This window comes from Candidatus Sodalis endolongispinus (assembly GCF_018777395.1).
GTDB lineage: Bacteria > Pseudomonadota > Gammaproteobacteria > Enterobacterales > Enterobacteriaceae > Sodalis_B > Sodalis_B endolongispinus.
This window is the reverse complement of the sequence record NZ_JAFJYC010000002.1, coordinates 241,440-265,644: the sequence shown is the minus strand read 5'-3', so window position 1 is coordinate 265,644 and position 24,205 is coordinate 241,440. Positions and strand designations below refer to the sequence as shown.

Sequence of the window (24,205 nt, the reverse complement as noted above, 5' to 3'; positions counted from 1 at the left end):
ATACTGCAATAACTCTTTGCCACAGGAGTACGCCTTTCTCACGTCACAGCATAAGGGGCCCATTCATGACCAAGACAACAGTGCAAATCGGCAGTTTTGCCGTTGATGATGCCACCCTTTCCAGCGGCGGTGATCAACGGGTCCAGAATATCGTCAGCATCCCCTGTAAATCCGATCCTGATCTGTGCCTGCAGCTAGATGGCTGGGATGAACAGACCGGCATCCCGGCGTTTCTGAACGGAAAGGAGCACATCTTGTTCCGTCAGCATTACGACCACGATAATGATGCCTGGATCATGCGCCTCGAATAACCCCGTCTCCTCCCGTCGCCGCGGGAGGCTATCGTATTACCGTCCATTTTCCTGGCAACAACGTGGCAAGCTCAGCGCCAGCGCGGCTTTTGCCGGGTGTCGGTTGGCCCGCGCTCTCCAGCGGTCCTCTGCACTGCTACGGGATGTTCAGGTAAGATGACGGCTACTGTTGCTGATATTGGCTGCAGGCGCGGGGCAAAAAAAATCAGCCCGCAGGCTGAGAAGAGTAAGTAAATAAGTATGAATACGAATGAGGGTGCAAAGATGATAATGCCCCTGCGGCGTTGGTGCGACCTATCGCTGCAATAGGATACCTCGCGCTAGCGCCCGCCTCCGCCGCGTTGCGCCTGCTAAACTTACCCCTATGGATAAGGCCACAGGATTGCCTCAGTTTATGATAGAAACCCGTCAACAACTCGATGAAGCCCGTGAAGCGTGCCGCAAAATGGTAACCAAACGCGCCGCGCTGTCGGCGGGGTCCTCCGTCATTCCGCTGCCCGGCCTGGATATCGGTACCGATGTATCGATTCTGCTGGCGCTGCTGCCGGCTATCAATGAGCGATTCGGCCTGAGTGAGCAGCAGTTGGCGCAGCTTCATCCCAATCGCAAGAAGTATAACTTTATCGCCATTACCGGCGTCGGCAGTCGTCTTATTGGCAAAACCCTCACCCGTGAAGCCGTCACCCACGCGCTGAAACGCGTCGGTGTCCGCGTGGCGACCAAGTCGGTGGCGCGCTATATCCCTTTTTTGGGCCAGGCGCTGGCGGCAGGCTTGAGCTTCAGCGCGATGAAAATGCTGTGGAATAGCCATATCGACAATTGTTATCGCGTAGTCAGCGAGGTGCTAAGTCAAACGACCACGGCGGACACCACTGCGCCACGGCAACCGCCGATGATGTCCTAGCGCCCCGATACATCAAAATCTTTTGGGGTGGGCAATCGAAATATTTGCTATTCATCCGCCGGGCGCTGGATAAGAATAGACTTTTCACCCACACAGGATGACAGCAGGATGCCCGCCCACGTCATTCATGACCAACTGTCGACGCGACTGCGCGCGCTACAGCCCTCGGTAACGTTGGTCATCTCCCAGCTTGCCCGCAAACTGACCGCAGAAGGTCGCGATATCATCAACATGAGTTCCGGCGAGCTCGATTTTGACACGCATGAGCCTATCGTACGCTCGGCCATTGCCGCCTTGCACGATGGACAAACCCGTTATACGGATGTCGGCGGCACCCCGGCGCTTAAGGCGGCCATCATCGCTAAATTCAAGCGTGAAAATCAGCTCACGTTTACCCCACGGCAAATTATCGCCAGTACTGGCGCCAAGCAAATTATTTTCAATGCGCTGTTAGCCACGCTTGAGCCGGAAGATGAAGTGACTATCCCAGCCCCTTATTGGGTGTCTTACCCTGAAATGGTGCGGCTGACCGGCGCCGTGCCGCGTTATGTCGAGCCGGGCGACCAGGACGATTTTAAATTGACGCCCGCCCGTCTTGAGGCCGCGTTGAACGCCAACAGCCGCTGGCTGCTAATAAATTCTCCCGGCAATCCCTCCGGTGCGCTTTATAACGCGCAGGAGCTGCGTGCGCTGGGCGAGGTCCTGGCGACTTACCCGCGGGTGCTGGTGATATCTGACGATATCTATGAACACATCGTCTACGAAGGGGCGTTTGTCTCTTTCGCCACCGCCGTGCCGTCACTGGCAGCACGCACCCTGACCGTCAACGGCGTGTCGAAAGCCTATGCCATGACGGGCTGGCGTCTTGGTTACGCCGGCGGCCCGGAATGGCTGATTGACGGACTGTCGCTGCTGCAATCGCAAAGTACCTCCTGCCCCAGCGCTATCGGTCAGGCCGGCGCACTGGCCGCGCTCAATGGACCGCAAGCTCTGCTGCCCGAATGGTGCGGTCGCCTGCGCCAACGCCGTGATGTGGCGCTGTCGCTTTTGCGCCAGGCGCCGGAACTGAAGGTGGCGACGCCCCCCGCCGCGTTTTACCTGTTCGTTGATTGCCGCGACCTTATCGGTAAACGCAGCCGTCAGGCGAAACAGTGCATGATGACGTGGCGCTGGCCGCCTATCTGCTAGATCCCGCCGAGGTTGCGGTGGTACCGGGCTCCGCGTTTGGCATCGCCAACCATTTCCGCATCGCCTATAGCATCGCCGACGATCGGGTGGCGCTGGCCTGTGAGCGCATCGTCGCGGCCTGCGGGGCACTGGGGTGACGATTGCCCGCCTATTATATCGCGCTGGCGCAGCGATTATTCACGGAGCTTCATGGGTTAAGCTTTGACGGTAGCGGCATTTGCCGCGACAGCTACGGCGAAGGGGAGCAGCGGGCGCATGACCTGCTGCGCCACACCGCTGAGGCGCTCGTGCTGCGCGTCGCCACCAATGCCGCGCTCAATCTGTATATGACGCTGCCCGGCCGCCTGCCCGCGGCGCCGGCGGTTATCACCGGTTCACATCTGGATTCGGTACCCTGCGGCGGCAATTTCGACGGCGCCGCCGGCGTGCTGGCCGGCATGGCCGTGCTGGCGGGCTGGGTGGCGACAGGTTTTCAGCCGCAGCGGGATGTCACGGTCATGGCCATCCGCGCGGAGGAAAGCGCCTGGTTTCCGATTTCCTATCTCGGCAGCAAGGCGGCCTTCGGTCTGCTGCCCCCTGCGGCAATGGAGACCCCACGGGCCGATAACGGCCGCACTCTGGCGCAGCATTTCGCGGATAACGGGGCTGACGCGGCGCGGTTGCTGGCGGCGCCACCTTGGCTCAGCGCTGCGGCGGTCGCCTGTTTTATTGAACTGCACATTGAACAGGGACCGGTATTGTTGGATTGCGGCCTCCCGCTCGGCCTGGTCAGCGGAATTTGCGGCAGTCTGCGCTATCGTGCGGCACGCTGTCTCGGCCGCTATGCCCATTCGGGCGCCACGCCGCGGGGCCACCGCCAGGATGCGGGTGGCGACAGCGGAACTGATGAGCGGGCTGCATCGGCTCTAGTGCGCGCTGGAGCAGGAAGGGCATGAACTGACGGTGACCGCCGGCCAGTTCGCGACCCATCCTCAGCAGGCGGATTTTAGTAAAGTCAGCGGCGAGGTGGCCTTTTGCCTGGATTTCCGTTCGCGCAGTACGTCAACGCTGGCGCTGATGGATACCGAGCTGCGGCGGCTGATAGACGAAATAGTCCACCGGCACGGGGTAAGTTTTGACCTCGGCGAGCAGACCAGCAGCGCCCCGGCGCAGATGAGTCCTGTGCTGTTGACCGCGCTGCGCCACGCAGCCGAAACACAGCGGGTGCCAAATATGATCATGCCCAGCGGCGCCGGTCATGATGCGGCGTTGTTCGCCGCCCAGGGCGTGCCCACCGCGATGCTGTTTGTGCGCAACGCCAACGGCAGCCACAATCCTTTGGAAAGCATGACGCTTGAGGATTTCGCCACTACCACCGGCGTGCTGGCGGCGGTGCTCGCCAGCCGCAGCGGGATGGGCCCCGATGCGCGTTAAGCGGCCAGAGGCGGACGATAATTGTCCGCCCCCTTCCCTGGCGCCGCGCTGGTGCACGGTTGCCGTAAGCAAATCTGGCTTAAGCGTCTGACGATGCTGTCGCGCACGGTATCGCCATGGCTGGCGACGCGCTGGTGCGCGGTTGCCGCAATCAAATCTAACTTAAGCGTCTGACGATGCTGTCGCGCACATTATCGATATGGCTGGCGACGGCCGCACGGGCACCCTCTGCGTCCTGTGAACGCAGGGCGGCGATGATCGCCAGATGTTCCTGATGGCCATTATTGAAGCGTTCAGGCACCTGCCGCATGTTGAACATGCGCGTTTTGAGGCGCAGCTTTCATGTAGTGCATCAGTAGTGCGTTGCCGCTGTAGTGGGCCAGCGCCTGATGCAATTGGCTGTCTATCTGCCAATCCTGCTGGGGTCTGGGATCCGCCGCCGCCAGCAGTGCCCTTATGCCGTATTCGAGCGCGTCAAGCACCGCCACCGGCACCCGGCCCGCGGCCAAGCGGGCGGCTTCCGCTTCCAGCGTGCGCCGGACGTGCAGCGTCTAGATAAGCTCACGGATGGAGAACTCCTTAACCACCAGCGTTCTGCGGCCGATGAAGCCCTCATTCTCCAACTTATTTAGTGCGTCGCGTACCGGCGTGCGTGAAATCGTGAGCATATCTGCCAGCCGGCGCTCTTGCAGGACGCTATTGACCGGGAGTTCACGATTAATCAGCATATTCAGTAACACATCATAGGCTTTGGCGCTGAGATTCTGTTCCCGTTCAGCCATTATGTCACCCGTTGTTTTATGAGGATCCATAGCGTCTTTTTATACCGTCAACACCCTGATTGAAAAAGGCAGGCCGTAGGCCCGCCCAGTGGCAGACAAACCTGACGCGCGGCGCCATCACCCCGCGAGCGCAGACGCCGGTCTGGCATACCTAAGGCTGCAACAGTGAACGGACCGGCTCTTTTGGATAGGGATCGAAGCCGACGATGGGGGTGACGAGCTTAGCATAGGTCCCATCCGCCACCATCTCCGCCAGCGCCTTGTTAACCGCCGCCGCCAGATGCGGTTTGTTCTTGGTGAAAGCGAATCCTTTTTAGATCCGGCTGACATAATCCGGCGTCTGGCGCAGCGGCAAATGCATATCCTTAATCAGATAGGCATTACCGATAGAATCATTGATTACGCCGTCGATATTACCGTTAGCCAAATCCTGCACCGCCGCCGCCACATCAATATAATTTTTCAACGTCGCGCCGTGATCCACCGCAAGTTACGCATAGGTGGAAGACACCTGGGCGCCGATGCGTTTCCCTTTCAGATCCTGTGCTGAAGTAATCGATGAATCTTGCGGAATAATAATGCGGCCGCCCGATTCAATCCAGCCGTCAGAAAACAGAATCGCTTTTTGCCGAGCGGGGTTAATATCCATCGCCGCACTGCTCATGTCAAACTGGTTGGCCTGCAGTCCGACCAGCACCGAATCCCATTTTGTGATAACGGGCACATATTCCAGCTGCAACCGCTTGGCCACCTCCTTCATAACGCGAATTTCCAGTCCATCCAGCTTGCCGTCGGCGCTGCGCATGCTAAAAGGCGGATCGGTACCTTCGGTCGCCACCGACAGTTTACCGGGCTGCTTGAGTTCCAGTTTGCCCTCATCGGCAGCGCGGGCGCCAAACAGCGTAGTCATCATAGCAACAACCGTGGCAATACAGAGTAAACGCTTGATTTTCATGGGACGCTCTCATTAGGCTTAGAAAAAATTGAAGGAAGGTTTATGCCCTGCCGGCGCCCGTCGCACATCGTGGTCGGCGTCGGCAGACGGTTACCGTTTCTCGCTGGCCAACAGCGCCAGCAATTCTGCCATTACCGTGGCGCCCATCAACGACGTGATCCAGCCAGGGCCATCGTAAGGGGGACTGATTTCGGTCACGTCGCATCCCACCAGATTGATGCCGGTCAACCGGCGCAGCAGCAGCAACGCCTCGCGCGCCGTGGGTCCGCCCGTTTCGGGGGTTTACACCGCCGGCGCGGCGTCGGGATCGACAAAATCCATATCTAAGGTAATAAAGGTGGTACGGCCTGCGGTGCGGGCGGCGATGCGCTGCGCCAATTTCGCGATACCCATCTCGAACATAGCGTCAGTGGTAACCACCTCGAAGCCGAGATCGAGCGACTGGGTAATGTCCGTCGTTTGTAACAGCGATCCGCGCAGCCCGACCTGAATCGAGTGAGCGGGATCGATGATATTTTCCTCCGCGCCACCGGTCCGTGACGTTTGGCGACGGCGCGCAACTCCGCCAGCGTCACCGAATGATCGCCGCCAATGGCGCAGGGGACGACGCCGGCGTTCACCAGCGTCGAGACCGCCTGCTCCATGCGTATCAGGGTTTCCTCTTCATAACCCGGTACCACTAGCGCACCACCGGCGTCCGCCACCCTAAGAGCATCAAACACATTGATGTTATCGCGGTAGGGGTTCACCTGGCGCAGCATAATGGACATCGCGCGCACCGCATTGGGCGCAAAGCGCGCGCCGGGCCGGAAAGGCGCGCCGGCGTCGGAGGGCAGGCCGATGATTGCCGCATCCAGCACGCTCAGATCGCTTGCCATCGGTAAGCGCATAAAGGTCGGCACGCCGCAAAAACGGGGGGTTTCCAGGGAGTTAGTCGGTAAAACACTCATAGTTCAGGTCCTTAGCATTAACTTAAACGGCGTTGCCGGCGCTCAAGCCAGGCGGAAAATTCGGTCAATAACGACGTCAGCAGCAGATAAATCAAAGCCGCGGCGATATAAAACTGGAACGGTCGGAAGGTCGCGTAAATAATGGTCTGGGCGTACAGCGTGATGTCAATGACGGTAATGGTCGACAGCAACGAGGTATTCTTAAGCGTCGAAATGGCCTCATTGGTCAGCGGCGGCAGTACGATACGGAACACCTGCGGCAATATTATCCGCCGCATTACCTCCCTTTTTCTCATGCCGAGCGCATAGGCGGATTCCATTTGGCTGCGTGGAATCGCCTGCAGTCCGGCGCGCATAATCTCCGCCACGTAGGCGACGCTGTTAAGCCCCAGCGCCACGACGCCTGCGACAAACGGCGACAGGTGGATCCCTATCTGCGGGAAACCGAAATACACCACAAACACTTGGATCAGCGCCGGCGTGCCGCGAATAAACCAGATATAGAATCGCCCGATGGCGCTTAAAAATCTGACCGGCGACATTTTCGCCGACACGGCCAGGAATCCGACGACCCAGCTCAAGACGAAGCACCTGCCCCGGCGGGCCGTCCTCCGCCATGACCCTTTGATCGAAAAACAGTACCCGACTGGAAACATCGCGGGCGAAGGCGATTTCGTGGGTAGCCAGCAGCATGGTCATCCCCTCTTCCGCCAGCGACGCCATTAGCGACAGCACCTCACCAACCAATTCCGGATCCAGCGCCGACGTCACTTCATCGAACAGCATCAGTTGCGGTTTCATCGCCAGCGCACGGGCGATGGCCACCCGTTGCTGTTGACCGCCGGAAAGCCGCGCGGGATATTGCAGCCGTTTTTCGTACAAGCCGACTCGATTTAATAGCGCCTCCGCTTCGTCGATAGCCTGTTTGCGCGCTAGCTTGCGCACCCGCAGCGGCGCCTCGACCACATTTTCCAACACCGTCATATGCGGCCACAGGTTATAACTTTGGAACACCATGCCAATGCTGGCGCGCAACAGCCTTAATTGCTCCGACGTTGGCTGGGCGCGGGCGCCTTCGCGAAAATCGAAAGCGAAGTTCTCGAAGTTCATGAAACCGCTTTGCGGCATTTCCATCACGTTCAGACAGCGCAAAAAGGTACTTTTACCGGAACCGCTGGCGCCGATGATAGACACGACCTCCCCGGCGTTAACGTCCAGGGCGACATTCTTTAACACGTGTAAATCGCCATAGCTCTTGTTCAGCTCGCGGATCCGCAATAGCGGCGCGGATAGCTCGCTCATGCCGTCTCCTCCTTGCCGGCGGCGGCGCTTATCCACCGCGATCCGATGTCTGACGGCTGGCGCGCGGCGCCGTTAATGGGCGTAATATCCTGCGGGCAAGCGGAGAGCACCAGCCAGATATCACAGTCGGCGCGCAGCTGCAGGGTATCCCCGGCCACCGACCTGGGAGGCACCCTATCCAGCGCGCCATCCGCGGCAACCGGGACATTCATGAACAGATTGAGCGAGACGGGGGTAAACGGCAGCGACACCCCTCCGCCGCCAGCGCTTCATGAAAATTGTCGGTGCAGCTGCGGTGATAATCACGGCAGCCCAATTCGCGATAGATAGCGGCATTGCAAGGGCAGAGCAATGTATCGTGCCAGCCTGGCGTGCTGTCCGCGATAAGCGTAAACAATGGACGACGGTGTTGACTGACCACCGTAATACCGGGTTGGTAAAACAGATTGCTGTTTACTGAACGGGTATGGTCCATTGAAGAATATTCCAGCACATCCGCCTGCGTGACGGCCCAAGTATCGACCACCTGGTTTCCCCGGATATTTTCTATCTCGAAAATATCGCCGGCGCTGAGCGCCACCGCGACTGGCCTCCAGCCGGAAGCCGTTGACAAAACTATGCTTTTTTGAGTTCATAAGGTTCCTTACTGACATCGATTACGCAGGAATTCCTTTGGTATACACAAGGAATGCAATTAAAATGCCATGACGCCATCGTCAACCCGGCACGGTGCCCAACATGGAAAAATATTGTCTTATCCCGCAACCTATCCACACCTGCGGCATTGAAAGACTGCGCGCACACGGCATCACGCCGTTGGTCGGCGCCCAGGCCTGCCGCGACGCGCCAGCCGACCAGGTGGTGGCGGCCATTTATCGCAGCGGGCAATTTACGCGCACTGAAATGGCGCAATTGCCCTTTTTATGTGCCATCGGCGTGCACGGCGTTGACGGTATCGATGTCGATGCCGCCGACGCGTTGGGTATTGCGGTATTCAATACCCCGGAAATGAATACCCGCTCGGTGGCTGAGCATGCGCTGGCGTTGATGTTCGCGCTGACCAAACGGATCCCCGCCGCGGACAGCGCGCTGCGCGCCGGCCATTTCGCGTTTAAATATGAGGGGGGACTGCGGGAGTTACAGGGTGCCATGCTGGGGGTGGTCGGCTTTGGCGCCATTGGTCGCGCCACCGCCGCGCTGGCCCGCTGGCTTGGCATGCAGGTGCAGGTGCTGACCCGCCGGCCGGCGGCGGATATAGCCGCGTTGCGCAGGCGCTGGCGCAGATGAAAACGTCAGCCTATATAATCAATACCAGCCGCGGGGCGCTGGTGGATGAAGCGGCGCTGGCGGACGCCCTCACGCGTAGCCTCATCGCCGGCGCTGGGCTGGACGTGTTTCAACAAGAGCCGGTGTTGCCGGACAATCCGCTGCTGCGTCTGCCTAACGTGGTGCTGACGCCGCATATCGCCGCCTCTACCGAACAGGCGATGACGCGGATGGCAAACGCGGCGGTAGACGGCGTGCTGCGGGTCCTCGCCGGGGAGCTACCGGCCTCGCTGGTGAACCCTGACGTATGGCCGCGCCGGCGTCGGCGCAAGGATTAGTCGCCGTCCGCCTGCATCGGCGCAATGGTGAAGCCCTGTTCCTCAAGCCGCGTGCGCAACGCCGCGGCCATCGCCACCGTCCCCGGCGTATCGCCATGGACACAGATACTGTCGATGCGTGACGGCAATGTCCGCCCGCTGACCGTAGTGATAGCCTGCTGCTCCAGCATGCACAAAATTCGCGTCGCCGCCTGCTGCGGATCGTGCAACACCGCACCGTCCAGTTTGCGCGAGAGCAAATTGCCGTTATCGGCATAGGCGCGGTCGGCATAGATCTCGCGTACCAGCGGCAATCCCAGCGCCAGCGCCGCCTTCTCGGTTTCCACGCCTGGCATAACCACCATGATAAGGTCCCTGTCCACACTGGCTATCGCCCGCGCCAGCGCGGGGTCTTCCGCCGCCAGATTTCCCAGCGCGCCGTGGGTTTTCACGTGGCGTAAAGGGGTGCCTACGCTTTTGGCCAACGCCTGCATGGCGCCGATTTGATACACAATTTGCCGTTCTATCTGCGCCGGGCTGTCGCCGAATATCTGACGGCGACCAAACCCTTGCAAATCATAAAAGCCGGGATGGGCGCCGGCGCCGACGCCGCGGGCATGGGACAGACTCAGCGTGCTATGCATCACCTCGGGATCGCCGGCGTGAAAGCTGCAGGCGATATTCGCCGAACTGACTATCTCCAGCATGCGCGCATCGTCGCCCATCGTCCATGCGCCAAAGCTCTCGCCCATATCGCTGTTTAAATCAATCAACATGCTTTTTTGTCTCCCGGTTGGCCGTTTACGGCACACTGGCATCATTCTTGCCTAATCATTAACGGAGGGAAAATGCGGCGCAGTGGCAGCATTTTTCTGGTATTCCAAAAATACCCGCAGAGTAAAGCCCCGCGCTTTCATGCAAGGCTTAACAGGATATTCCAGTGCAACAAAGCTCAACGTCCCCTTCGTGGCGCATTTTGCCGATTGCCGATCAGGCGGTCTGCGTGGACTTCGGGGAAGTCATCGATGAACAGATTAATCAACGGGTCACCGCACTGGCGGCCCGAGTCAAAGACGCGGCGTTGACCGGCGTCGTCTCTCTTATCCCCACGTACCGGGCGCTGACCGTCGGCTACGATTCCACGCAGATAAGGCAGGCGTTGCTGGTGGCGCAATTAAAGGCGCTGCTAACGCAGCCCGACGCCCCCGGACAGCGGGCCAAATGCTGGACCATTCCGGTCAGTTACGGCGGTGATCACGGCGTCGATTTGGCAGCCCTAGCCGCACTACACCATCTTACGCCACAGCAGGTGATTAGCCTGCACTGTGCGGCCACCTACCGGGTCTACATGATAGGTTTTATGCCCGGATTCGCCTATCTCGGCGGCCTGGACCATCGCCTGCATACCCCGCGCCGGGAATCGCCGCGCCTGAAAACCCCGGCCGGCAGCATCAGCATCGGCGGCATGCAGACCGCGGTCGGCTCGGTTGAAGCCCCTAGCGGCTGGCATTTGATCGGCCGCACGCCGGTGCACAGCTTCGTCCCGGATCGCGAAACGCCGTTTTTGTTTAGCGCCGGCGACCACGTCTGTTTTACACCGGTTGCCGCAGCGGACTTTACCCGGCTGCAGGCGCAACCTGATTATCTTCCCGACTGGACATGGCAATAATGGCGAACGGTTTTGACGTGCTGACCCCCGGGGTCTATACCACCTTGCAAGACGCGGGCCGGTTCGGTTTTGAAGATCGCGGCGTGCCGCCTTCTGGCGCGATGGACGAGATGAGTTTCGCCATCGCCAATGCTCTGGTAGGTAATACAGAAGCAATGGGGGCGCTGGAATTCACGCTGACCGGCGCGACATTGCGCCTGACCGGGAACGCTTCCTGCCGGTTTGCCGTTACCGGCGATATGCACATGACGCTGGATGACGTGGCGCTGCCCCCCTATTGCCGCCATCGCATGCAGCCGGGCAGTACCCTGCGCGTCATCCGCGCCCGCAGCGGCTATCTGGCGGTGGCGGGCGGTTTCGCCATTGCGCCAGTGATGGGCAGCGTATCTACGCTGGCGCGCGCCGCGCTCGGCGGCTTTAACGGCCGGCCGCTGCAGAAGGGTGACTGGCTGACGCTGGCGGCAACCCAGCACGCCGGGCCACCGACGGACAGCCTGCCGGTGCAGCAGCTGATGCCACAACGTGAACGCCGGCCAATCCGGGTGGTCGCGGGTCCACAACAGACGCATTTTAGCCCGGCGGGTGTGGCGAGTTTTCTCGCCGGCGAATATCGCGTCAGCGGCGAAAGCGACCGGATGGGCTACCGCCTTAGCGGGCCGCCGGTGCCCCACCTGCAGGGTTTCAATATCGTATCCGACGCCATTTACCGCGGCAGTATCCAAATACCTGGCAACGGTCAGCCGATTATTGCCATGAATGATCGCCAAACCACCGGCGGCTACCCGAGAATCGCCACCGTCATTCGCGCCGACCTGGCCCGGCTGGGGCAGCAGAAACCGGGCGATAGCCTGCGCTTTGAGCTGGTCAGCGTTGAAAAAGCGGAAAGCCTGTGGATCGGCCGGCACCAGCATCTGCAGAGCTGGTTGGCGGAACTGCGCGAGGTCGCGCAGCTCGGATAGCAAAGCCCCCCTTACGCGCTGTCCAGTTGCGGGGGGGCTGGCGATATAACGCACGGGCCTGCCGCGTGGATAGTTTGGAGGATGTGCGCACGGGCATGCCGTGGGAGCGCCCCAGGCGATATACGCAGCGCCTTACCGCGCACCCAGCTTGCGCGTCAGGGTTGTACCGCGTCCTAGCGTCGGGGGCACCCTGCTCACTACGTCCTGAGATGTCTGGCCTGACCAACTGAGCGCAATGTCAGCCCGTCTAGACCTCAGTCGCGGCGTTACGCAAAAAACCGGTAATCAGCTGATGCAGCGGCGATTGCCGCCCGCTGTAACGCATGACCACTATCAGCTCACGATAAAAGGTCAGCCGATTGCCCCAGAGGTATAACGCGCACGCAATCGGCACGCTCGCGCCACTGTCCGGCCAGCGGCACCAGCGCCACGCCGAGATTATGCTGCACCATGCGCACAATCGCGTCAATCTCATCGATTTCCAGCGCGATTTTGGGTGCCAGACGCTGCTGACGCAAAAATTGGCTCACCATCCTGCCGCCGAACGAGGTGCGATCATAACGGATAAACGGCGCGTCGCGCAGCAGTGCGAGCGGGTCATCTCCCTTCATGTCCGCCGGCGTGACCAGCACAAACGGCTCACGCAGTAATGGCTCGCTGTAGAGATCCTTGGTCAGCACAAAATCGGGTTTAATCACCACCGCCAAATCAATATTGCCCGCCTCGACTTGATTAAGCAGATTGAACGACACGCCGGGCACGATTTGCGTTTCAAGATCCGGCGCCTGACGCCGCAGACGGAGCAGCACCTGGGGCACAGCAGCCCGGTTTGCGTGGTGGAAATGGCGCCAATCCTTACCGTACCGCGATATTCACTGATGGTCGCCGGCTGGCGCATCCGGCCGAACAGCATGACGATTTCCTGCGCGATAGGCAGCACCCGCTGCCCGTTGGCATTCAGCACCGCCGCCCGGCCGCTGCGATCGAACAGTAGCATACCGAGATGCTGTTCCAGCGTGCGGATTTGGGCGCCGACCGCCGATTGCGTCAGACCAATGCGCTGCCCCGCCGCCGAAAAGGTACCATAGCGGGTCACAGCGATGAAGGTATGCAATTCGCGCAACATGCAATTCACTTAACAAAATTTTTTATGAGTAGTAGCGATAATATTCGCTTTTAATAAAAATATTTCAAGGTAAGAATAGCCTGCAGCTGCCGATGCCCGGCATTAACAGGAGAAAACGCATGGCCATCAGCCCGTTTAATTTAGCCATTCCGGTTGACAATCTACCCGCCGCGCGCCGCTTTTATCGGGACGTATTCGGTCTGGCGGAAGGTCGCTCCAGTGAACACTGGGTGGACTTCGATTTTTACGGTCATCAACTGGTGATTCATGAACAGGCCAAAACCCCCGCGCAACAGGTGCCGGGCACTAATCCGGTTGACGGCCATGATGTGCACGTTCCGCATTTTGGCATCGTGCTGTCCTGGGAAGAATGGGAAACGCTGGCGGCGCGGCTGCGTGATTTCGCCACTCCCTTCGTTATTGAACCCTATGTACGGTTCAAAGGTCAGGTAGGCGAGCAAGCCACCATGTTTTTGCTCGATCCCTGCGGCAATGCGCTGGAATTTAAAGCCTTCAAGGACACAAGCCAGCTATTTGCCAAATAAGCCTGGTGCCACTTTAGCCACGACCAGCACCGTTTTATATCCGTATCGGCGGCGACCCAGCGCGACCGCTGCCGCCTTGCCGCCGGCTAAGGGGCTGCATATCGCACCCGCCACCGCGGGCCGCGAATGCCCTGTTCTGCTCCCTACTGACCGGCGTTGGCGTGCTTCGCTCCCTCGCTTCAGGATGAAAACAGCATCAGCCTGACAACCCTATTCAGCCGGGTAACCGGTTACCATGACGCCGCGTATCCTTCCACTGGTCATTTAATCTTTATTTACCCAATGCATTTAATGCGTAATTTTATTACCACTTCCTGTTTTTCCTGCCAAAAAAATTAGCTTTTATCTGCACTTTTACCGCCGGTGATTTATGCCAACATCGTTTTATCGTTCTCTGCTATTGATAACGATTTTACTCCCTGGGATGACACTTCGCGCATTTCCCATTGACTTCTTATCCAATTGATCATGTAATGAAAAAGAATTATTTTCTTTGGAATCACACGTGTATAAGTTAAGCTATTACTATAAGGAGCTCGCACGCCTTATCATTGTTGTTTTTTGTATTATTCTATTATTGTTGGGGATCTTTATTTATTTCATTCTTGGCAAGCGGGCCTATCTTACCAACTCACTCAAAGTAATAAGCGCCTCGCATAAACATTTAAGGCATGAATAGGAACCGGGATACATTCTTTTTCCATAATTATCCTGACTAACACCTATAATCGCACATCGCTAATGCTCTGACATTCACTGCTGAGGTAATGCAAGCCTGGGTCCTCCCACACCGAAGAGGAGGTTTGAAGCGCGACCGCCGCTCCCCGCGCTATTATCCCCCTTTCTTGCGCTGTTACAACCGTCTTTTTTATTACTCCAACCGCCTATTGCGCTATTGTCACCGTCCATTGCGCTATTGCCGCCGTCTCTTGGACTCTCCACCGTTCTTAGCACTATTGCCGCCAGGCACTGGCGTGACGACAATAGCGGGGCGTGGCTGCAAATGTCAATATCGCTGCTGGCTGACACCCTCGAGCATACCTCTTAACCCTTCGGCAAAACGCCCTTTGTCTCGCCAGGGCGACAGATGGATTATTTCCACGTGTGAGTGGCCTTCCAGCGGCGCGGCCGTTGCCCGTTCGCTCGACATAGATCATCGTGCCTCGCTCATTAACCGTGAAGACGTTATTCAATAAACCGAAGGCCTCTTCGGTTAATGAAACTTCTCTAATCACCATATCATCGTAACTCAGGCGCACCGCGATGCGCCCTTGGCGAAACCGTCCCAGCAGGCTGAATTGGCTCTTGAGTGCCGGCGGGCTATTATCAATCATGCGTATAAAACCCAACAAATGCCTTAGGGCTTTAATATCGGTTGCGGGCATTTTGTCCAAAATGCGTGGTCGCTTGATATTTAATAAGTTAAATAAAACTTCATAATCTTCTTGCAACGAACGACCGGTAAGAATATACTTGATAGAGACTACCGTTTTGAGCCATAAATTGAAGTGATACACACTTTGATCGCCAGCTATCATTCTTCTGGCCAGGTTGGGGGAAATAGCCATATTCACCTTCCCTGATGATGTATGTGCTGCAGTCCTCATAGACAGTTCCTTCTATCATTTTTACGAGTCTTGTACGCGCTACCGTGCGGGGGATAATCATCTGACGACGAGGTCAGGAAGATAATTCCCCTGTGACGATGCAAAAGAGGTTTAGCTTATTCTACGGCTTATCACAGCTCATGATTTTACCGTTTTTTCATCGCATTGATAGTCAATTTCCAGAACCATACGCAGCAGTGCCGCAACCGGTTCAAACAGCGTTTCGGGTATTCGCAGCCGACATGCTGGAAAAGCTCCCGAGCGAGGGGAATATTTTCCACAACCGGAACGGCGGCGCGTTGCGCCAGGTCAACAATTTGGCCTGCACGTGCCGCCGTGCCTTTGTCCAGCACCTGCGGCACCGGCATATCATGCGGATGATACCCGAAGCAAATTGCAATATGGGGCGGATTACGTATCACGACGGCCGATCGTTTAACATTGTGCGCCAGACTGCCGCTTTGGATCTCATGCTGCATTTCGTGCCGGCGTTGTTTCATGTAGGGATCGCCTTCTGCATCCTTATATTCTTGTTTGACTTCTTCCTTACTCATTCTTTGCTGTTTCAGGGTGTTATGAGCCTGAAAAGCGTAATCGAGTATGCCGAGGACAATATAAAAGCCGATTAAGCCAAACCACATCCAGCGGATGAAAGTGGTAAACAGCGGCAATGCGCAGTGGCTATTGCAATATGGCATCGCCTGAAACGTCGGCGCATAATAATAAAACAGGCCGGCAAAAATCAGCGTCAACACCACGACCTTGGCTGCGGATTTACACAATTCAACCAGGCTGTGTAGTGAAAAAATCTGTTTGAGATTACTGACCGGATTAATGCGCCGGCCTTTAACGCCCACTGCTTTGCTGGCCAGGACGAACCCTATCTGCAGCACTACGCTGCCAATGGTGGCTAGCGCTAACATACCGCCAAATAGCGCAAACAACAATCCGGCTGACGATAGCAAAACGTTCAGCAGCTGATTTAAGGCAAACTGGAAAGGTCGATTTATCAGGTTTATAGACAGGACTATCAGCGTCGATACCCGACTCAGCACCGCTTCGGTAAACAGGTGCCAGAAAAGAAATATCGCGTCCAGTTGCACGCCGGAGGTAATTTCATTGCTTTTGATCACCTGCCCTTCTTTACAGCCGTCGCGTCGGCGCTTCTCGGTCTGCTTTTCGGTTTTTTCACCCATGCCTAAGCCATACTTTGGTTAATGCCTGGTACAGCGTTTCCGTCTCCTGCAGGTAGTGGTTGAAGGCATAAGGTAATGACACTAGCAGGAGCAAAAGCGCCAGTGCGCTTTTAATCGGCATGGAAAGGAAGAACACATTTAACTGCCGTGCGGATCAGTTGATTAAGCCCAGCGCCAAATCCGCCAATATCATACTAAGCACCGCCGGCAGCGAAAAACTCAGGCACAAACGGTAGAGGAGTTGCCACTGCGTGAGAATAAAATCAAACAGCCTGCGGTCCAGTACCAGCGTGGTTCCCGGCGGAAAGGCGCGATAAGAATCGTAGAGCGCGCTGAGCAACAGATTTATGCCGCCCCCGAGAAAGAACAGTGCGCACAGAAATTGGCTGAATAACAGGCCAAACAGCGAGGTTTGCATCGCCATCGCCGGATTGTAAACGGATGCCATTGTGGCGCCGCGTAGCGTATCGATAAGAAACCCTGCCATATCGACCGCCCAAAACGGAATGGCGGCGCAAAACCCGAGGATGACCCCGATAAGAAGTTCTCCCGGCACGCGTTGCAGACAACCCCAACCGCGCAGCTGCGCCGCCTGGTCATACACCAGCGGCAGCATGGGGATAACCAGCGCCAATAATACGCCGTTTCTTATCAAGGCGCTGCCGAGGCTGCGGGTATTAAGCAGTGGGAACAGCAATGCCAAGCCAAGGGGACGAATCAGCGCGAACGCCACCGTCACCAGCCCATCCGTAAGCGCTGTCATCCGCCGCGCCCCCCTATTTGCAGCAACACCTGCCGGGTATAACCCAGCAAAATCCCTCCCAGCCAGGGGTAGCTGGCCATAAGCGTTATCGCTACCGCCAGCAGTTTTATCATGAATTGCAGCGTCTGATCTTGTATTTGCGTTAATGCCTGAAACAAGCTCACCAGGATACCCACGGCAGACGCCACCAGCACCACCGGTAAGGAGGTGATAAGCACAATCCACATCAGTTGCGTTACTAAATGGGTCAGCGCGGCGTCGTTCATGAAAAGCTCTGCACCAATTGCGACAGGATCAAATCCCATCCCCCCGCCAGCATGAAAATCAGTAGCTTAAACGGTAAAGAGATCGTCATCGGCGAAACCATCATCATCCCCATCGCCAATAACACATTGGATACCAGCAGATCGATGGCCAGAAAGGGAAGGTAAATTAAAAGACCAATACGGAAAGCCTAGCTGAGCTGACTCACGGTAAACGCCGGCAGCAGGATAAGGAGCGAGTCCGGTCTGACCCGACGGCGCGCCTCTTCCGGCAAGGTTTTGGTCACCAGTTGATGAAAATAGCGGATCTCTTTTTCATCCGCATTGCGGCGTAAAAATTTGCGGTAGGGGGTGAGCGCCTTACCGTCCCAACCGCTGGCCCAGGGTGGGTCACCGGGCGCGGCCACCGGATGCCACTGCGCTTTGACCGCCAATGCCGTCGGGGCCATGATGAACAGCGACAGTATGAGCGCCAGACCGTACAGCGCCATGTTGGGCGGTACCTGCTGGATCCACAGCGCATTGCGCAAGATTGATAACACCACCGCCAGTTTCAGAAAAGAGGTTCCCATCACGACCGCCAGCGGCAGTAGAGAGAGGACCACCAGCAGTATAATCAACTGCCAGGGCGAGTCAGGTAATGACATAGTAATATCCGGTTGGTGGGCCTGTAGCCGTTATAGCACCGACCCATTTCCATACTATCCGGTATTGGCCTGATCCGCCTGCGCCTCGGTGAGGTACCAGCGGGTGATGCGCACCAGCAGGGCGCCGTCACAGCTGACCAGTTCGCCTTGGCCAATGGTCCGGTTATTAAGCCGCAGGGTTGCGTGAGGCGTTAACTGACCGGTCACCGGCACGACGTCGCCAGCGGCGAGCCGGCGCAGGGCGCCTACCGTCAGCGTCATTTGGCCCACATCCACCCGCACCTGCAGTGGCAGTGAATTAAGCTCCAGTGTGGCCTGGCCCGCATCGGCGATCATCGCTGCCTGGCCGGCGATGCCATCGTCCGGTGCCAACGGCGCACCTTCGCGCGTTACATCCCCGGTCGCGTCATACTCCAGCTGCTCCGCGACATCCTGCATCAGTGCGTCTATTTCCATGGTTCCCTCCCCCTTCCAGGTAACGCGTAAGGCCGACCCGCCGGGCAGGATCAGAGTAAACTTGCCCGTTCGCGGACAGCCCGCGCAACGTAATCGTAGCCCCGCCCCCGGCCCGAGACGGCGCAGCTCCGCCAACGTCAAATGTTGGCTGCCAACGCTTAGCACCGCCCGCAGCGGGAAAGTCGCGTCAAGGGGCCGCGTCACCGGCGTAAGCCCGTCGGCCAACCGGCGCCAGACGGACGCCGGCAGCCCCTTCAGCACGCCCTCAAACGCCTGTTGCTCTACCCGCCAGGCGAAGGTGACGGCCAATTGGCGTCCCATGACGCTGCAGGGGCGCGGCGGCGTCCACGGCGGCAGCGTCAATCCACCGGCCGTCAACAGCGGCGAAAGCCCCCAGACGGCAATCGATTCCAGCAGCGGCTCCGCTATCTGCGCCGCGTCGGCCGTGCCCAGCACCCTTTCGCACCACTGGTGCCAAACCGGCGCCGGTAACCAGAGGTCACAGGGTGCGCCGTCGGCCTCCAGGGCGAGCAATACGCCTTCCGCGCCGGATGGCCATGGCTGCATCCGCAACGCCAGCGCGCCTAATGTACCGCCTGCCGGCATCAGCTTCTCGGCCAGCGGTTGTTCCTCAGGCGCCAGGTTCAGCACGGCTCACCTCCAAACTCACCCGGTAACCAGCTTCGCGCAGCACGGCGGACAGGCGTGGCGCCACCTCGAGCAGCCGGTGGTAAAGGTCAGTTTCCGGCACGTAAACATGCATTTGCAGACCGTCCGGGCCATCGCTGACATCGCAAATCAGACCGTCGGCGCGGCAGCCCATCAGCCGATAGCGCGCGCTAGCGTTGCGTGCCGTGAACGGCATCGCGCCTCCCCCACCCGTCGTGGGTGCGCCCTGTTCCATCAACCGCGCAAAGGCCGCAGAATGCGAGCCCGACGCGCTGTCCTCTTGCGCCTCCTCCTCCGGCTGCCAATGCCAGGCGCAACCTTCAGTTTTGATAACGCTCATCGGTTAGCACCAGTTTCAGTTTTTCCTGTTTTTTCATTAATATCACCCGCGCCTCCTGCAAATCCCGCCGTCGGGCCTGCAGCGTCGCACGCGCCTGCCGCAGGTGGCGCAGTTCCCCGCTTAACGCATAAACCCGCTGCAATACGCCCTGCATTTCCCGCGCGCTGCGTCCAAGACCGCCGACCGTCGCCACCCCCCGCCACGACAGTAAGTCATGCCGCATCCTGGCAAGCTGCGCCAGGCGCGCATCTCCTTCACCGGTGGCCGCTTCATTTTGCCGCTCATCGCGGCTGACCTTGGCCAATGCCCGCCGCAAACGCGCTTCACGCTGCGCTTTCAGGCGCAATAATGCCTTCAACAGCTGTTGCCGGTCAGTTGCATAAGCTGCTGCTGCAGACTGTCGATGTCGCATGGTGCATTCCCCCGTTGTTGTAAGAAAGTGCAGATAGCCGGATAGGCGTCGACTGCCCGATCCGCCAGCGGATCATCGCCCCGTTGGTACTCGCCGACCAGCACCAATAACTCCACGTCGCGGTAAATCGACAACAGCTGACGCAGCGCTGCCGCCAATGCAATATGCTGTTCGTCAACGATCGACGGCATAATGCGGCTGAGACTCGCCAGGACGTCGATCGCCGGGAAATGGCCGCCCTCCGCCAAACGTCGCGATAAGATGATGTGGCCGTCGAGCAGGGAGCGGACTTCATCTGCCAGCGGCTCATTGATATCGTCCCCTTCTACCAGCACAGTGTAAAAAGCGCTGATGCTGCCAACCGTCCCCATACCGGCGCGCTCTAAAAGCCGCGGCAGCGCCGCAAACACCGCCGGCGGATAACTGCTGCCCACGCAGGTTTCACCGGCCGCCAGCGCGATTTCCCGCCCGCCGCGGGCATAGCGCGTCAGAGAATCGGCCAGCAATAAGACCCGCAACCCCTTGTCGCGGAACGCTTCAGCGATGGTGGTGGCAAGCGAAAGCGCGCGGACACGTTCCAGCGCCGGTCGGTCCGAGGTCGCCACGATGGTCACGCAGCGTTGCCTGGTCTCGTCGTCCAGCGTCTGCTCAAGAAACTCGCGCACCTCCCGGCCGCGCTCGCCGATCAGCGCCAGTACCGTCACGTCGCAATCGGGGCAGGCGCTCAACATGGATAACAGCGTGCTCTTGCCGCCCCCCGCCGCGGCGAAGATACCGATGCGTTGCCCTTCGCCGCAGGTCAGCATCGCGTCGATGGCGCGAATACCGGTCAACAGCGGGCGGGCGATACGCTGGCGCGTTAGCGGCGGCGGCGGTGACGCGTCCAGTTCCCGCCACGGGCCTTGCGGATCGGGCCTGTCGTCCAGCGATCTGCGCAAGCCATCGATCACCCGCCCGAGTAACGCGCTGCCCACCGGCGCGCGCTGGCGGCGACCTAGCGGCTCTACCCGCTGGCCGTAGGTCAGGCCCTCCGTCGCCCCGTAGGTCGATAACAGCACATCATCCCCTTCGATACCCACCACTTCGGACAATCCGCCCGCCGGCAAAAGCCGGCAAACCTCCCCCATCATCACGCCGGGCAGGCGCGCGCGTAGCAACGTAGCGCCAATGTGCAACAGCGCCCCGGTCAGGCGATAGCCGTCGGGAGGATCCGCTGTGTGCGTCAGGCGTCGCACCAACGCCTCCTGATGGCGTTGAGCGTTACATGTCATCGTCGGCCAACTCCTCGGTGCTGAGATCAAGGGTGGTCAGGACCTGGATCGAACATTCCGCCCCTAGTTCCTGCCAGGACAGTACCGCAATATCGTAGCGCAGCGTTTCGATGAGCCGACGCAGGAAACGGCGTGCGTCGACCGAGGTCACTACGCAGACTTCCCCCAGCGACGCCAGCGCTTCGGCCACCAGGTTGAGAATGCGTTGGTTTTGCGCCGGGCTCAGTGCGGCATAGGTGCCGACCGCGGTTTGACGTATGGATTCGCGAATAAGGTTTTCAATGCCTTCGCCGATACGTACCACCGGCAACGGTTCCCCGAGCGGCTTCAGCCGCTGGAGCAAGTGCCGCCGCAGGGCAATACGCACATATTCCGTCAACATCAGCACGTCTTTTTCCCGCGGCGCCCATTCAATCAGCGTGCCGAAGATCAAACGTAAATCGCGGATGGAAACCCCTTCCGCCACCAGGCGCTGCAGGGTTTCGGTAATTTTGCTGATGGGCAATTGGCGCTGCAGCTCTTTGACCAGTTCGGAATATTGTGCCTCCATGGCGTCCATCAGATAACGCGCTTCCTGCACGCCGATAAATTCGGCCATATAGCGCACCAGCACCCGGCGCAGTAGCGCGGACAGACAGTTTTCCTGCGCCATCACCGTCAGGCCGCGGTCGCGCGCCAGTGCCGCCATCTCCGCCGGCAGCCAGGTTATCTGCCCCATACCGTCCGGCAAGGTCACCGTCTCCCCGCCCAGATCGTCGGCGACGCCAAACGCAAGGCAGAACCCCTTCTCCGGCAACACTTGGGTTAACACCGGTTCTTGATATAACAGCAGTGTCACCGCCGCCGCCTGCTGTGCCGGCTCCACCACGATGGTTATCTCCGGTATCGGGACGCCATAATTTTCAAACAAGGTCCAGCGCAGCGCATCGATTTCCTGCGCCAAAGACGTGGTGTTGAGTACAGGGGCAATACGCAGCATCAGCGGGCAAGCCCACGGGTGCATTACGTCGCCCGCGCTCTCCTGCTACGCGGCGGGACCGACGCCCGACGCCCGACGACGGCGGTGCCAGATAAGCCCGCAAGGCAGAGCGGACAACAGCGCCAGAATAAAGAAGTCCAAAAAGGGAAAGCCCGGTATCAACGCAAACAGCATCAGGATCACCGCGGTAAGCAACAGCGCCTGCGGCTGTTTACCCAGCTGCATGGTCACTTCGCCGGCCAGGTTCTGCCGTTTTTCGCCGGTGACGCTCGTCACAATGATGCCGGCGCTTAACGATATCAGCAGCGACGGAATCTGCCCGCACAGGCCATCACCGATCGACAGCACGCTATAGGTCTGCACTGCCTGCCCGAGAGCCATGCCTCCCTGTACGATGCCGATAATAATGCCGCCGATGATATTCACCAGCACCACGATGATGCCGGCGATAGCGTCTCCTTTGACAAACTTCATCGCGCCGTCCATCGCGCCTAGGAAACGGCTTTCCTGCTGTACCAAATGACGTAGATGGCGCGCCTGGACCGCATCAATGACCCCGGCGCGTAAATCGCCGTCGATACTCATTTGTTTGCCGGGCATGCCGTCGAGGGAAAAACGCGCACTGACTTCCGCCACACGCTCAGTGCCCTTGGTGATGACGATAAATTGCACGATGGTAATGATAAAGAAGATAACCAGCCCGACCGTTAAATTACCGCCGACCACAAAGTGGCCGAACGCATCGACAATACTGCCTGCGTTATGCTGCAGCAGGACCAATCGGGTGGTGCTAATCGACAGGGACAGGAGATAGAGCGTCGTTATCAGTAACAACGAAGTAGTGTCTCCCCTGTTCATCGCCAGAAAGACCCATGCGCTCGCAATCGCAGTTCGCTTGTTTGTATCGTTAACGCCACCGCCCCGCGCTAATTCGTGGAGTCATGCCGCAGCAAGTTTAAAAAAGAGATTTATCTTGCCCACCAACGTAAAGAATTTTCACGCGAGATCCCATTTCATCGACTCAACCGATTTTGCGGTAACCGTTGCGGCCGGCAATATTGTTCAACTGTCTACCATAAATTGCGATCAGCACGACCGTGAAAAAAAACAACTAACGCCAGTTGTTTAGACTGTGCTTGATTTCCCGTTACTCACGATGCGGTATCAAAGGTAACCTGTTGCAAATCGGCAAATTGATTTGTGCTGATAATGACAACCTGGAAAAGGTACGCCGAGGGAGGATTACAGGCAGCTGTATGGTTTTATCCATAACTTCAGCGAGTTTTGCCGGTGCGTCAGAAGGCGTTAAGGTGATCATTATTGGTCAATTCCTGGCAAGTCAGAACGGCAGCGAAATTATATCACTCGATTGACCATAGCATTAATACCCCCGCTCTTGCTTAACGATGCATCATCAGCCACATGGCTGAAAATAGTATCACTTGCCGCCTGTAACGGGGTGGCAACGTTGATGGTGAGTCACTCGCAACATCTTTAGGCCTACCCGTTTTAACAGCTATGGCATTCAGAACAGCATCCTCCCTGCGACGGAAGACGGTGTCGTTAACGCGATGCCCTACTGATAAAGGAGAAATTGACTGACGCTTTTCGTGCCTGACTTTTTTACCACGCCCGTGTCACAGCCAGAGGGTTGGCAAGATTGCGCTAAAGACACCGCCCAAAAAATGGTCCCTATGAGGGCCGTTAACGCCTGCCGTGCAGGCGACGGCACGACAGCGCCACAGCGCAACGCCGTGACAGTGTGACAGCGGGATAGCGGGATAGCGGGATAGCGGGATAGCGGGATAGCGGGATAGCGGGATAGCGGGATAGCGGGATAGCGGGATAGCGGGATAGCGGGATAGCGCAATTTTGCCGCGGCATCTGGTCGATGGCAAATCTAAGAGAATCCCTT

General features: G+C 58.3%; 29 protein-coding genes and 6 pseudogenes. 12 read left to right on the top strand and 23 right to left on the bottom strand.

Features of this window, described 5'->3' with window-relative positions; all coding sequences use genetic code 11:
- Positions 1–65: 65 nt before the first annotated feature.
- From JZM24_RS14455 to JZM24_RS18850, 6 genes are all read left to right on the top strand, one after another.
- Positions 66–311, top strand: coding sequence for a DUF1480 family protein (locus tag JZM24_RS14455; protein WP_215670524.1), 246 nt, complete (start codon positions 66–68; stop codon positions 309–311).
- A 394-nt stretch (positions 312–705) separates the two neighbouring features.
- Entirely contained in the window at positions 706–1,215 is a 510-nt protein-coding gene (locus JZM24_RS14450) for a hypothetical protein (RefSeq protein WP_215670522.1), read from the top strand.
- Positions 1,216–1,323: 108 nt separating this feature from the next.
- A complete protein-coding gene (locus tag JZM24_RS14445; protein ID WP_312885030.1) occupies positions 1,324–2,403 on the top strand; it encodes a pyridoxal phosphate-dependent aminotransferase in 1,080 nt (359 codons plus the stop codon).
- On the top strand, positions 2,367–2,540 hold the full coding sequence (locus JZM24_RS19500) for an aminotransferase class I/II-fold pyridoxal phosphate-dependent enzyme (RefSeq protein ID WP_312885029.1): 174 nt from the start codon (positions 2,367–2,369) through the stop codon (positions 2,538–2,540). Before JZM24_RS14445 ends, JZM24_RS19500 begins: the two co-directional genes overlap by 37 nt.
- A 3-nt stretch (positions 2,541–2,543) precedes the next feature.
- On the top strand, positions 2,544–3,338 hold the full coding sequence (locus tag JZM24_RS18855; RefSeq protein WP_246580073.1) for a M20/M25/M40 family metallo-hydrolase: 795 nt from the start codon (positions 2,544–2,546) through the stop codon (positions 3,336–3,338).
- 7 nt (positions 3,339–3,345) lie between these two features.
- Positions 3,346–3,816, top strand: a complete 471-nt coding sequence (locus JZM24_RS18850; RefSeq protein WP_312885028.1) for a M20/M25/M40 family metallo-hydrolase — start codon at positions 3,346–3,348, stop codon at positions 3,814–3,816.
- Positions 3,817–3,973: 157 nt separating this feature from the next.
- Here the strand turns inward: JZM24_RS18850 and JZM24_RS19265 are convergent, their stop codons facing one another.
- The 9 genes and pseudogenes from JZM24_RS19265 to JZM24_RS19800 all read right to left on the bottom strand — a co-directional run bounded on the left by JZM24_RS19265 (position 3,974) and on the right by JZM24_RS19800 (position 8,385).
- Positions 3,974–4,126: an FCD domain-containing protein gene (locus JZM24_RS19265; protein ID WP_281418237.1), complete on the bottom strand. Its 153-nt coding sequence runs from the start codon at positions 4,124–4,126 to the stop codon at positions 3,974–3,976.
- On the bottom strand, positions 4,110–4,325 hold the full coding sequence (locus JZM24_RS19260; RefSeq protein WP_281418236.1) for an FCD domain-containing protein: 216 nt from the start codon (positions 4,323–4,325) through the stop codon (positions 4,110–4,112). Before JZM24_RS19260 ends, JZM24_RS19265 begins: the two co-directional genes overlap by 17 nt.
- A 42-nt stretch (positions 4,326–4,367) precedes the next feature.
- A complete protein-coding gene (locus tag JZM24_RS18840) occupies positions 4,368–4,598 on the bottom strand; it encodes a GntR family transcriptional regulator (protein ID WP_246580072.1) in 231 nt (76 codons plus the stop codon).
- 313 nt (positions 4,599–4,911) lie between these two features.
- The gene (locus JZM24_RS18835; protein ID WP_246580071.1) at positions 4,912–5,064 is read right to left on the bottom strand and encodes a type 2 periplasmic-binding domain-containing protein; all 153 of its coding nucleotides are present in this window, start codon (positions 5,062–5,064) and stop codon (positions 4,912–4,914) included.
- A gap of 24 nt (positions 5,065–5,088) precedes the next feature.
- On the bottom strand, positions 5,089–5,553 hold the full coding sequence (locus JZM24_RS18830) for a transporter substrate-binding domain-containing protein (RefSeq protein WP_246580070.1): 465 nt from the start codon (positions 5,551–5,553) through the stop codon (positions 5,089–5,091).
- A 90-nt stretch (positions 5,554–5,643) separates the two neighbouring features.
- Positions 5,644–6,431: pseudogene (locus tag JZM24_RS14425) on the bottom strand (arginase family protein).
- A gap of 89 nt (positions 6,432–6,520) precedes the next feature.
- A complete protein-coding gene (locus JZM24_RS14420; RefSeq protein ID WP_246580069.1) occupies positions 6,521–7,045 on the bottom strand; it encodes an amino acid ABC transporter permease in 525 nt (174 codons plus the stop codon).
- 232 nt (positions 7,046–7,277) lie between these two features.
- A pseudogene (locus JZM24_RS14415) lies at positions 7,278–7,805 on the bottom strand (amino acid ABC transporter ATP-binding protein); the annotation flags it as partial.
- Positions 7,802–8,385 (bottom strand): annotated as a pseudogene (locus tag JZM24_RS19800) (DUF1989 domain-containing protein). The pseudogenes JZM24_RS14415 and JZM24_RS19800, both read right to left, overlap by 4 nt.
- A gap of 158 nt (positions 8,386–8,543) precedes the next feature.
- Here JZM24_RS19800 and JZM24_RS19250 point away from each other — a divergent pair.
- Positions 8,544–9,092: an NAD(P)-dependent oxidoreductase gene (locus tag JZM24_RS19250; RefSeq protein ID WP_281418234.1), complete on the top strand. Its 549-nt coding sequence runs from the start codon at positions 8,544–8,546 to the stop codon at positions 9,090–9,092.
- The gene (locus JZM24_RS19245) at positions 9,089–9,409 is read left to right on the top strand and encodes a 2-hydroxyacid dehydrogenase (protein ID WP_281418233.1); all 321 of its coding nucleotides are present in this window, start codon (positions 9,089–9,091) and stop codon (positions 9,407–9,409) included. The genes JZM24_RS19250 and JZM24_RS19245 overlap by 4 nt, the downstream gene beginning before the upstream one ends.
- Here the strand turns inward: JZM24_RS19245 and JZM24_RS14400 are convergent.
- Complete coding sequence (locus JZM24_RS14400; RefSeq protein ID WP_215670519.1) at positions 9,406–10,164, bottom strand: LamB/YcsF family protein; 759 nt, start codon at positions 10,162–10,164, stop codon at positions 9,406–9,408. The genes JZM24_RS19245 and JZM24_RS14400 overlap by 4 nt on opposite strands.
- Positions 10,165–10,328: 164 nt before the next feature.
- Between JZM24_RS14400 and pxpB the strand changes: the two genes are divergently transcribed.
- Together pxpB and JZM24_RS14390 are read left to right on the top strand one after the other, a co-directional pair.
- The gene (gene pxpB / locus JZM24_RS14395; protein ID WP_215670518.1) at positions 10,329–11,057 is read left to right on the top strand and encodes a 5-oxoprolinase subunit PxpB; all 729 of its coding nucleotides are present in this window, start codon (positions 10,329–10,331) and stop codon (positions 11,055–11,057) included.
- Positions 11,057–12,016 (top strand): 5-oxoprolinase subunit C family protein, encoded by a 960-nt coding sequence (locus JZM24_RS14390; protein ID WP_215670516.1) that lies wholly within the window; start codon positions 11,057–11,059, stop codon positions 12,014–12,016. The genes pxpB and JZM24_RS14390 overlap by 1 nt, the downstream gene beginning before the upstream one ends.
- Positions 12,017–12,354: 338 nt before the next feature.
- Here the strand turns inward: JZM24_RS14390 and JZM24_RS18825 are convergent, their stop codons facing one another.
- Entirely contained in the window at positions 12,355–12,825 is a 471-nt protein-coding gene (locus tag JZM24_RS18825; protein WP_312885025.1) for a LysR substrate-binding domain-containing protein, read from the bottom strand.
- Positions 12,711–13,142: a LysR family transcriptional regulator gene (locus JZM24_RS18820; RefSeq protein ID WP_246580068.1), complete on the bottom strand. Its 432-nt coding sequence runs from the start codon at positions 13,140–13,142 to the stop codon at positions 12,711–12,713. Before JZM24_RS18820 ends, JZM24_RS18825 begins: the two co-directional genes overlap by 115 nt.
- A gap of 119 nt (positions 13,143–13,261) precedes the next feature.
- On the opposite strand from JZM24_RS18820, the gene JZM24_RS14380 reads away from it, so the two are divergent.
- Positions 13,262–13,687: a VOC family protein gene (locus tag JZM24_RS14380; RefSeq protein ID WP_215670514.1), complete on the top strand. Its 426-nt coding sequence runs from the start codon at positions 13,262–13,264 to the stop codon at positions 13,685–13,687.
- Between the two features lie 953 nt (positions 13,688–14,640).
- Here the strand turns inward: JZM24_RS14380 and JZM24_RS14375 are convergent.
- The 10 genes and pseudogenes from JZM24_RS14375 to sctV form a co-directional block, all read right to left on the bottom strand.
- On the bottom strand, positions 14,641–15,255 hold the full coding sequence (locus JZM24_RS14375; RefSeq protein WP_215670512.1) for a hypothetical protein: 615 nt from the start codon (positions 15,253–15,255) through the stop codon (positions 14,641–14,643).
- A gap of 185 nt (positions 15,256–15,440) precedes the next feature.
- Positions 15,441–16,490 carry an EscU/YscU/HrcU family type III secretion system export apparatus switch protein gene (locus JZM24_RS14370; RefSeq protein WP_312885024.1) on the bottom strand — a complete coding sequence of 350 codons (1,050 nt, stop codon included), beginning with the start codon at positions 16,488–16,490 and terminating at the stop codon, positions 15,441–15,443.
- A pseudogene (locus JZM24_RS14365) lies at positions 16,483–17,253 on the bottom strand (EscT/YscT/HrcT family type III secretion system export apparatus protein). The gene JZM24_RS14370 and the pseudogene JZM24_RS14365 overlap by 8 nt, the downstream one beginning before the upstream one ends.
- Positions 17,250–17,519 carry an EscS/YscS/HrcS family type III secretion system export apparatus protein gene (locus JZM24_RS14360; protein WP_215670510.1) on the bottom strand — a complete coding sequence of 90 codons (270 nt, stop codon included), beginning with the start codon at positions 17,517–17,519 and terminating at the stop codon, positions 17,250–17,252. The pseudogene JZM24_RS14365 and the gene JZM24_RS14360 overlap by 4 nt, the downstream one beginning before the upstream one ends.
- Positions 17,516–18,163, bottom strand: a pseudogene (sctR, locus tag JZM24_RS14355) (type III secretion system export apparatus subunit SctR). The gene JZM24_RS14360 and the pseudogene sctR overlap by 4 nt, the downstream one beginning before the upstream one ends.
- 54 nt (positions 18,164–18,217) lie before the next feature.
- Positions 18,218–19,270: a YscQ/HrcQ family type III secretion apparatus protein gene (locus JZM24_RS14350; RefSeq protein ID WP_215670508.1), complete on the bottom strand. Its 1,053-nt coding sequence runs from the start codon at positions 19,268–19,270 to the stop codon at positions 18,218–18,220.
- Complete coding sequence (locus tag JZM24_RS14345) at positions 19,251–19,628, bottom strand: hypothetical protein (protein WP_215670506.1); 378 nt, start codon at positions 19,626–19,628, stop codon at positions 19,251–19,253. The genes JZM24_RS14350 and JZM24_RS14345 overlap by 20 nt, the downstream gene beginning before the upstream one ends.
- Complete coding sequence (locus JZM24_RS14340; protein ID WP_215670504.1) at positions 19,609–19,986, bottom strand: hypothetical protein; 378 nt, start codon at positions 19,984–19,986, stop codon at positions 19,609–19,611. The genes JZM24_RS14345 and JZM24_RS14340 overlap by 20 nt, the downstream gene beginning before the upstream one ends.
- Positions 19,983–21,311 (bottom strand): EscN/YscN/HrcN family type III secretion system ATPase, encoded by a 1,329-nt coding sequence (locus JZM24_RS14335; protein WP_215670502.1) that lies wholly within the window; start codon positions 21,309–21,311, stop codon positions 19,983–19,985. Before JZM24_RS14335 ends, JZM24_RS14340 begins: the two co-directional genes overlap by 4 nt.
- Positions 21,301–23,127, bottom strand: a pseudogene (gene sctV / locus JZM24_RS14330) (type III secretion system export apparatus subunit SctV); the annotation flags it as partial. The gene JZM24_RS14335 and the pseudogene sctV, both read right to left, overlap by 11 nt.
- Before the next feature lie 341 nt (positions 23,128–23,468).
- Between sctV and JZM24_RS14325 the strand changes: the two are divergent.
- Positions 23,469–23,663, top strand: coding sequence for a hypothetical protein (locus JZM24_RS14325; RefSeq protein ID WP_215670500.1), 195 nt, complete (start codon positions 23,469–23,471; stop codon positions 23,661–23,663).
- 264 nt (positions 23,664–23,927) lie between these two features.
- Here the strand turns inward: JZM24_RS14325 and JZM24_RS14320 are convergent, their stop codons facing one another.
- Entirely contained in the window at positions 23,928–24,188 is a 261-nt protein-coding gene (locus JZM24_RS14320; RefSeq protein WP_215670499.1) for a hypothetical protein, read from the bottom strand.
- Positions 24,189–24,205 lie beyond the last annotated feature (17 nt).

Bases quoted from the DNA above. Each gene is read 5' to 3' on its own strand.
- JZM24_RS14455 (WP_215670524.1), top strand. From the start codon at position 66: ATGACCAAGACAACAGTGCAAATCGGCAGTTTTGCCGTTGATGATGCC.
- JZM24_RS14450 (WP_215670522.1), top strand. From the start codon at position 706: ATGATAGAAACCCGTCAACAACTCGATGAAGCCCGTGAAGCGTGCCGC.
- JZM24_RS14445 (WP_312885030.1), top strand. From the start codon at position 1,324: ATGCCCGCCCACGTCATTCATGACCAACTGTCGACGCGACTGCGCGCG.
- JZM24_RS19265 (WP_281418237.1), bottom strand. From the start codon at position 4,126: ATGCGGCAGGTGCCTGAACGCTTCAATAATGGCCATCAGGAACATCTG.
- JZM24_RS18840 (WP_246580072.1), bottom strand. From the start codon at position 4,598: ATGGCTGAACGGGAACAGAATCTCAGCGCCAAAGCCTATGATGTGTTA.
- JZM24_RS18830 (WP_246580070.1), bottom strand. From the start codon at position 5,553: ATGAAAATCAAGCGTTTACTCTGTATTGCCACGGTTGTTGCTATGATG.
- JZM24_RS14420 (WP_246580069.1), bottom strand. From the start codon at position 7,045: ATGTCGCCGGTCAGATTTTTAAGCGCCATCGGGCGATTCTATATCTGG.
- JZM24_RS19250 (WP_281418234.1), top strand. From the start codon at position 8,544: ATGGAAAAATATTGTCTTATCCCGCAACCTATCCACACCTGCGGCATT.
- JZM24_RS19245 (WP_281418233.1), top strand. From the start codon at position 9,089: ATGAAAACGTCAGCCTATATAATCAATACCAGCCGCGGGGCGCTGGTG.
- JZM24_RS14400 (WP_215670519.1), bottom strand. From the start codon at position 10,164: ATGTTGATTGATTTAAACAGCGATATGGGCGAGAGCTTTGGCGCATGG.
- JZM24_RS14390 (WP_215670516.1), top strand. From the start codon at position 11,057: ATGGCGAACGGTTTTGACGTGCTGACCCCCGGGGTCTATACCACCTTG.
- JZM24_RS18820 (WP_246580068.1), bottom strand. From the start codon at position 13,142: ATGTTGCGCGAATTGCATACCTTCATCGCTGTGACCCGCTATGGTACC.
- JZM24_RS14380 (WP_215670514.1), top strand. From the start codon at position 13,262: ATGGCCATCAGCCCGTTTAATTTAGCCATTCCGGTTGACAATCTACCC.
- JZM24_RS14375 (WP_215670512.1), bottom strand. From the start codon at position 15,255: ATGGCTATTTCCCCCAACCTGGCCAGAAGAATGATAGCTGGCGATCAA.
- JZM24_RS14370 (WP_312885024.1), bottom strand. From the start codon at position 16,490: ATGGGTGAAAAAACCGAAAAGCAGACCGAGAAGCGCCGACGCGACGGC.
- JZM24_RS14360 (WP_215670510.1), bottom strand. From the start codon at position 17,519: ATGAACGACGCCGCGCTGACCCATTTAGTAACGCAACTGATGTGGATT.
- JZM24_RS14345 (WP_215670506.1), bottom strand. From the start codon at position 19,628: ATGAGCGTTATCAAAACTGAAGGTTGCGCCTGGCATTGGCAGCCGGAG.
- JZM24_RS14335 (WP_215670502.1), bottom strand. From the start codon at position 21,311: ATGACATGTAACGCTCAACGCCATCAGGAGGCGTTGGTGCGACGCCTG.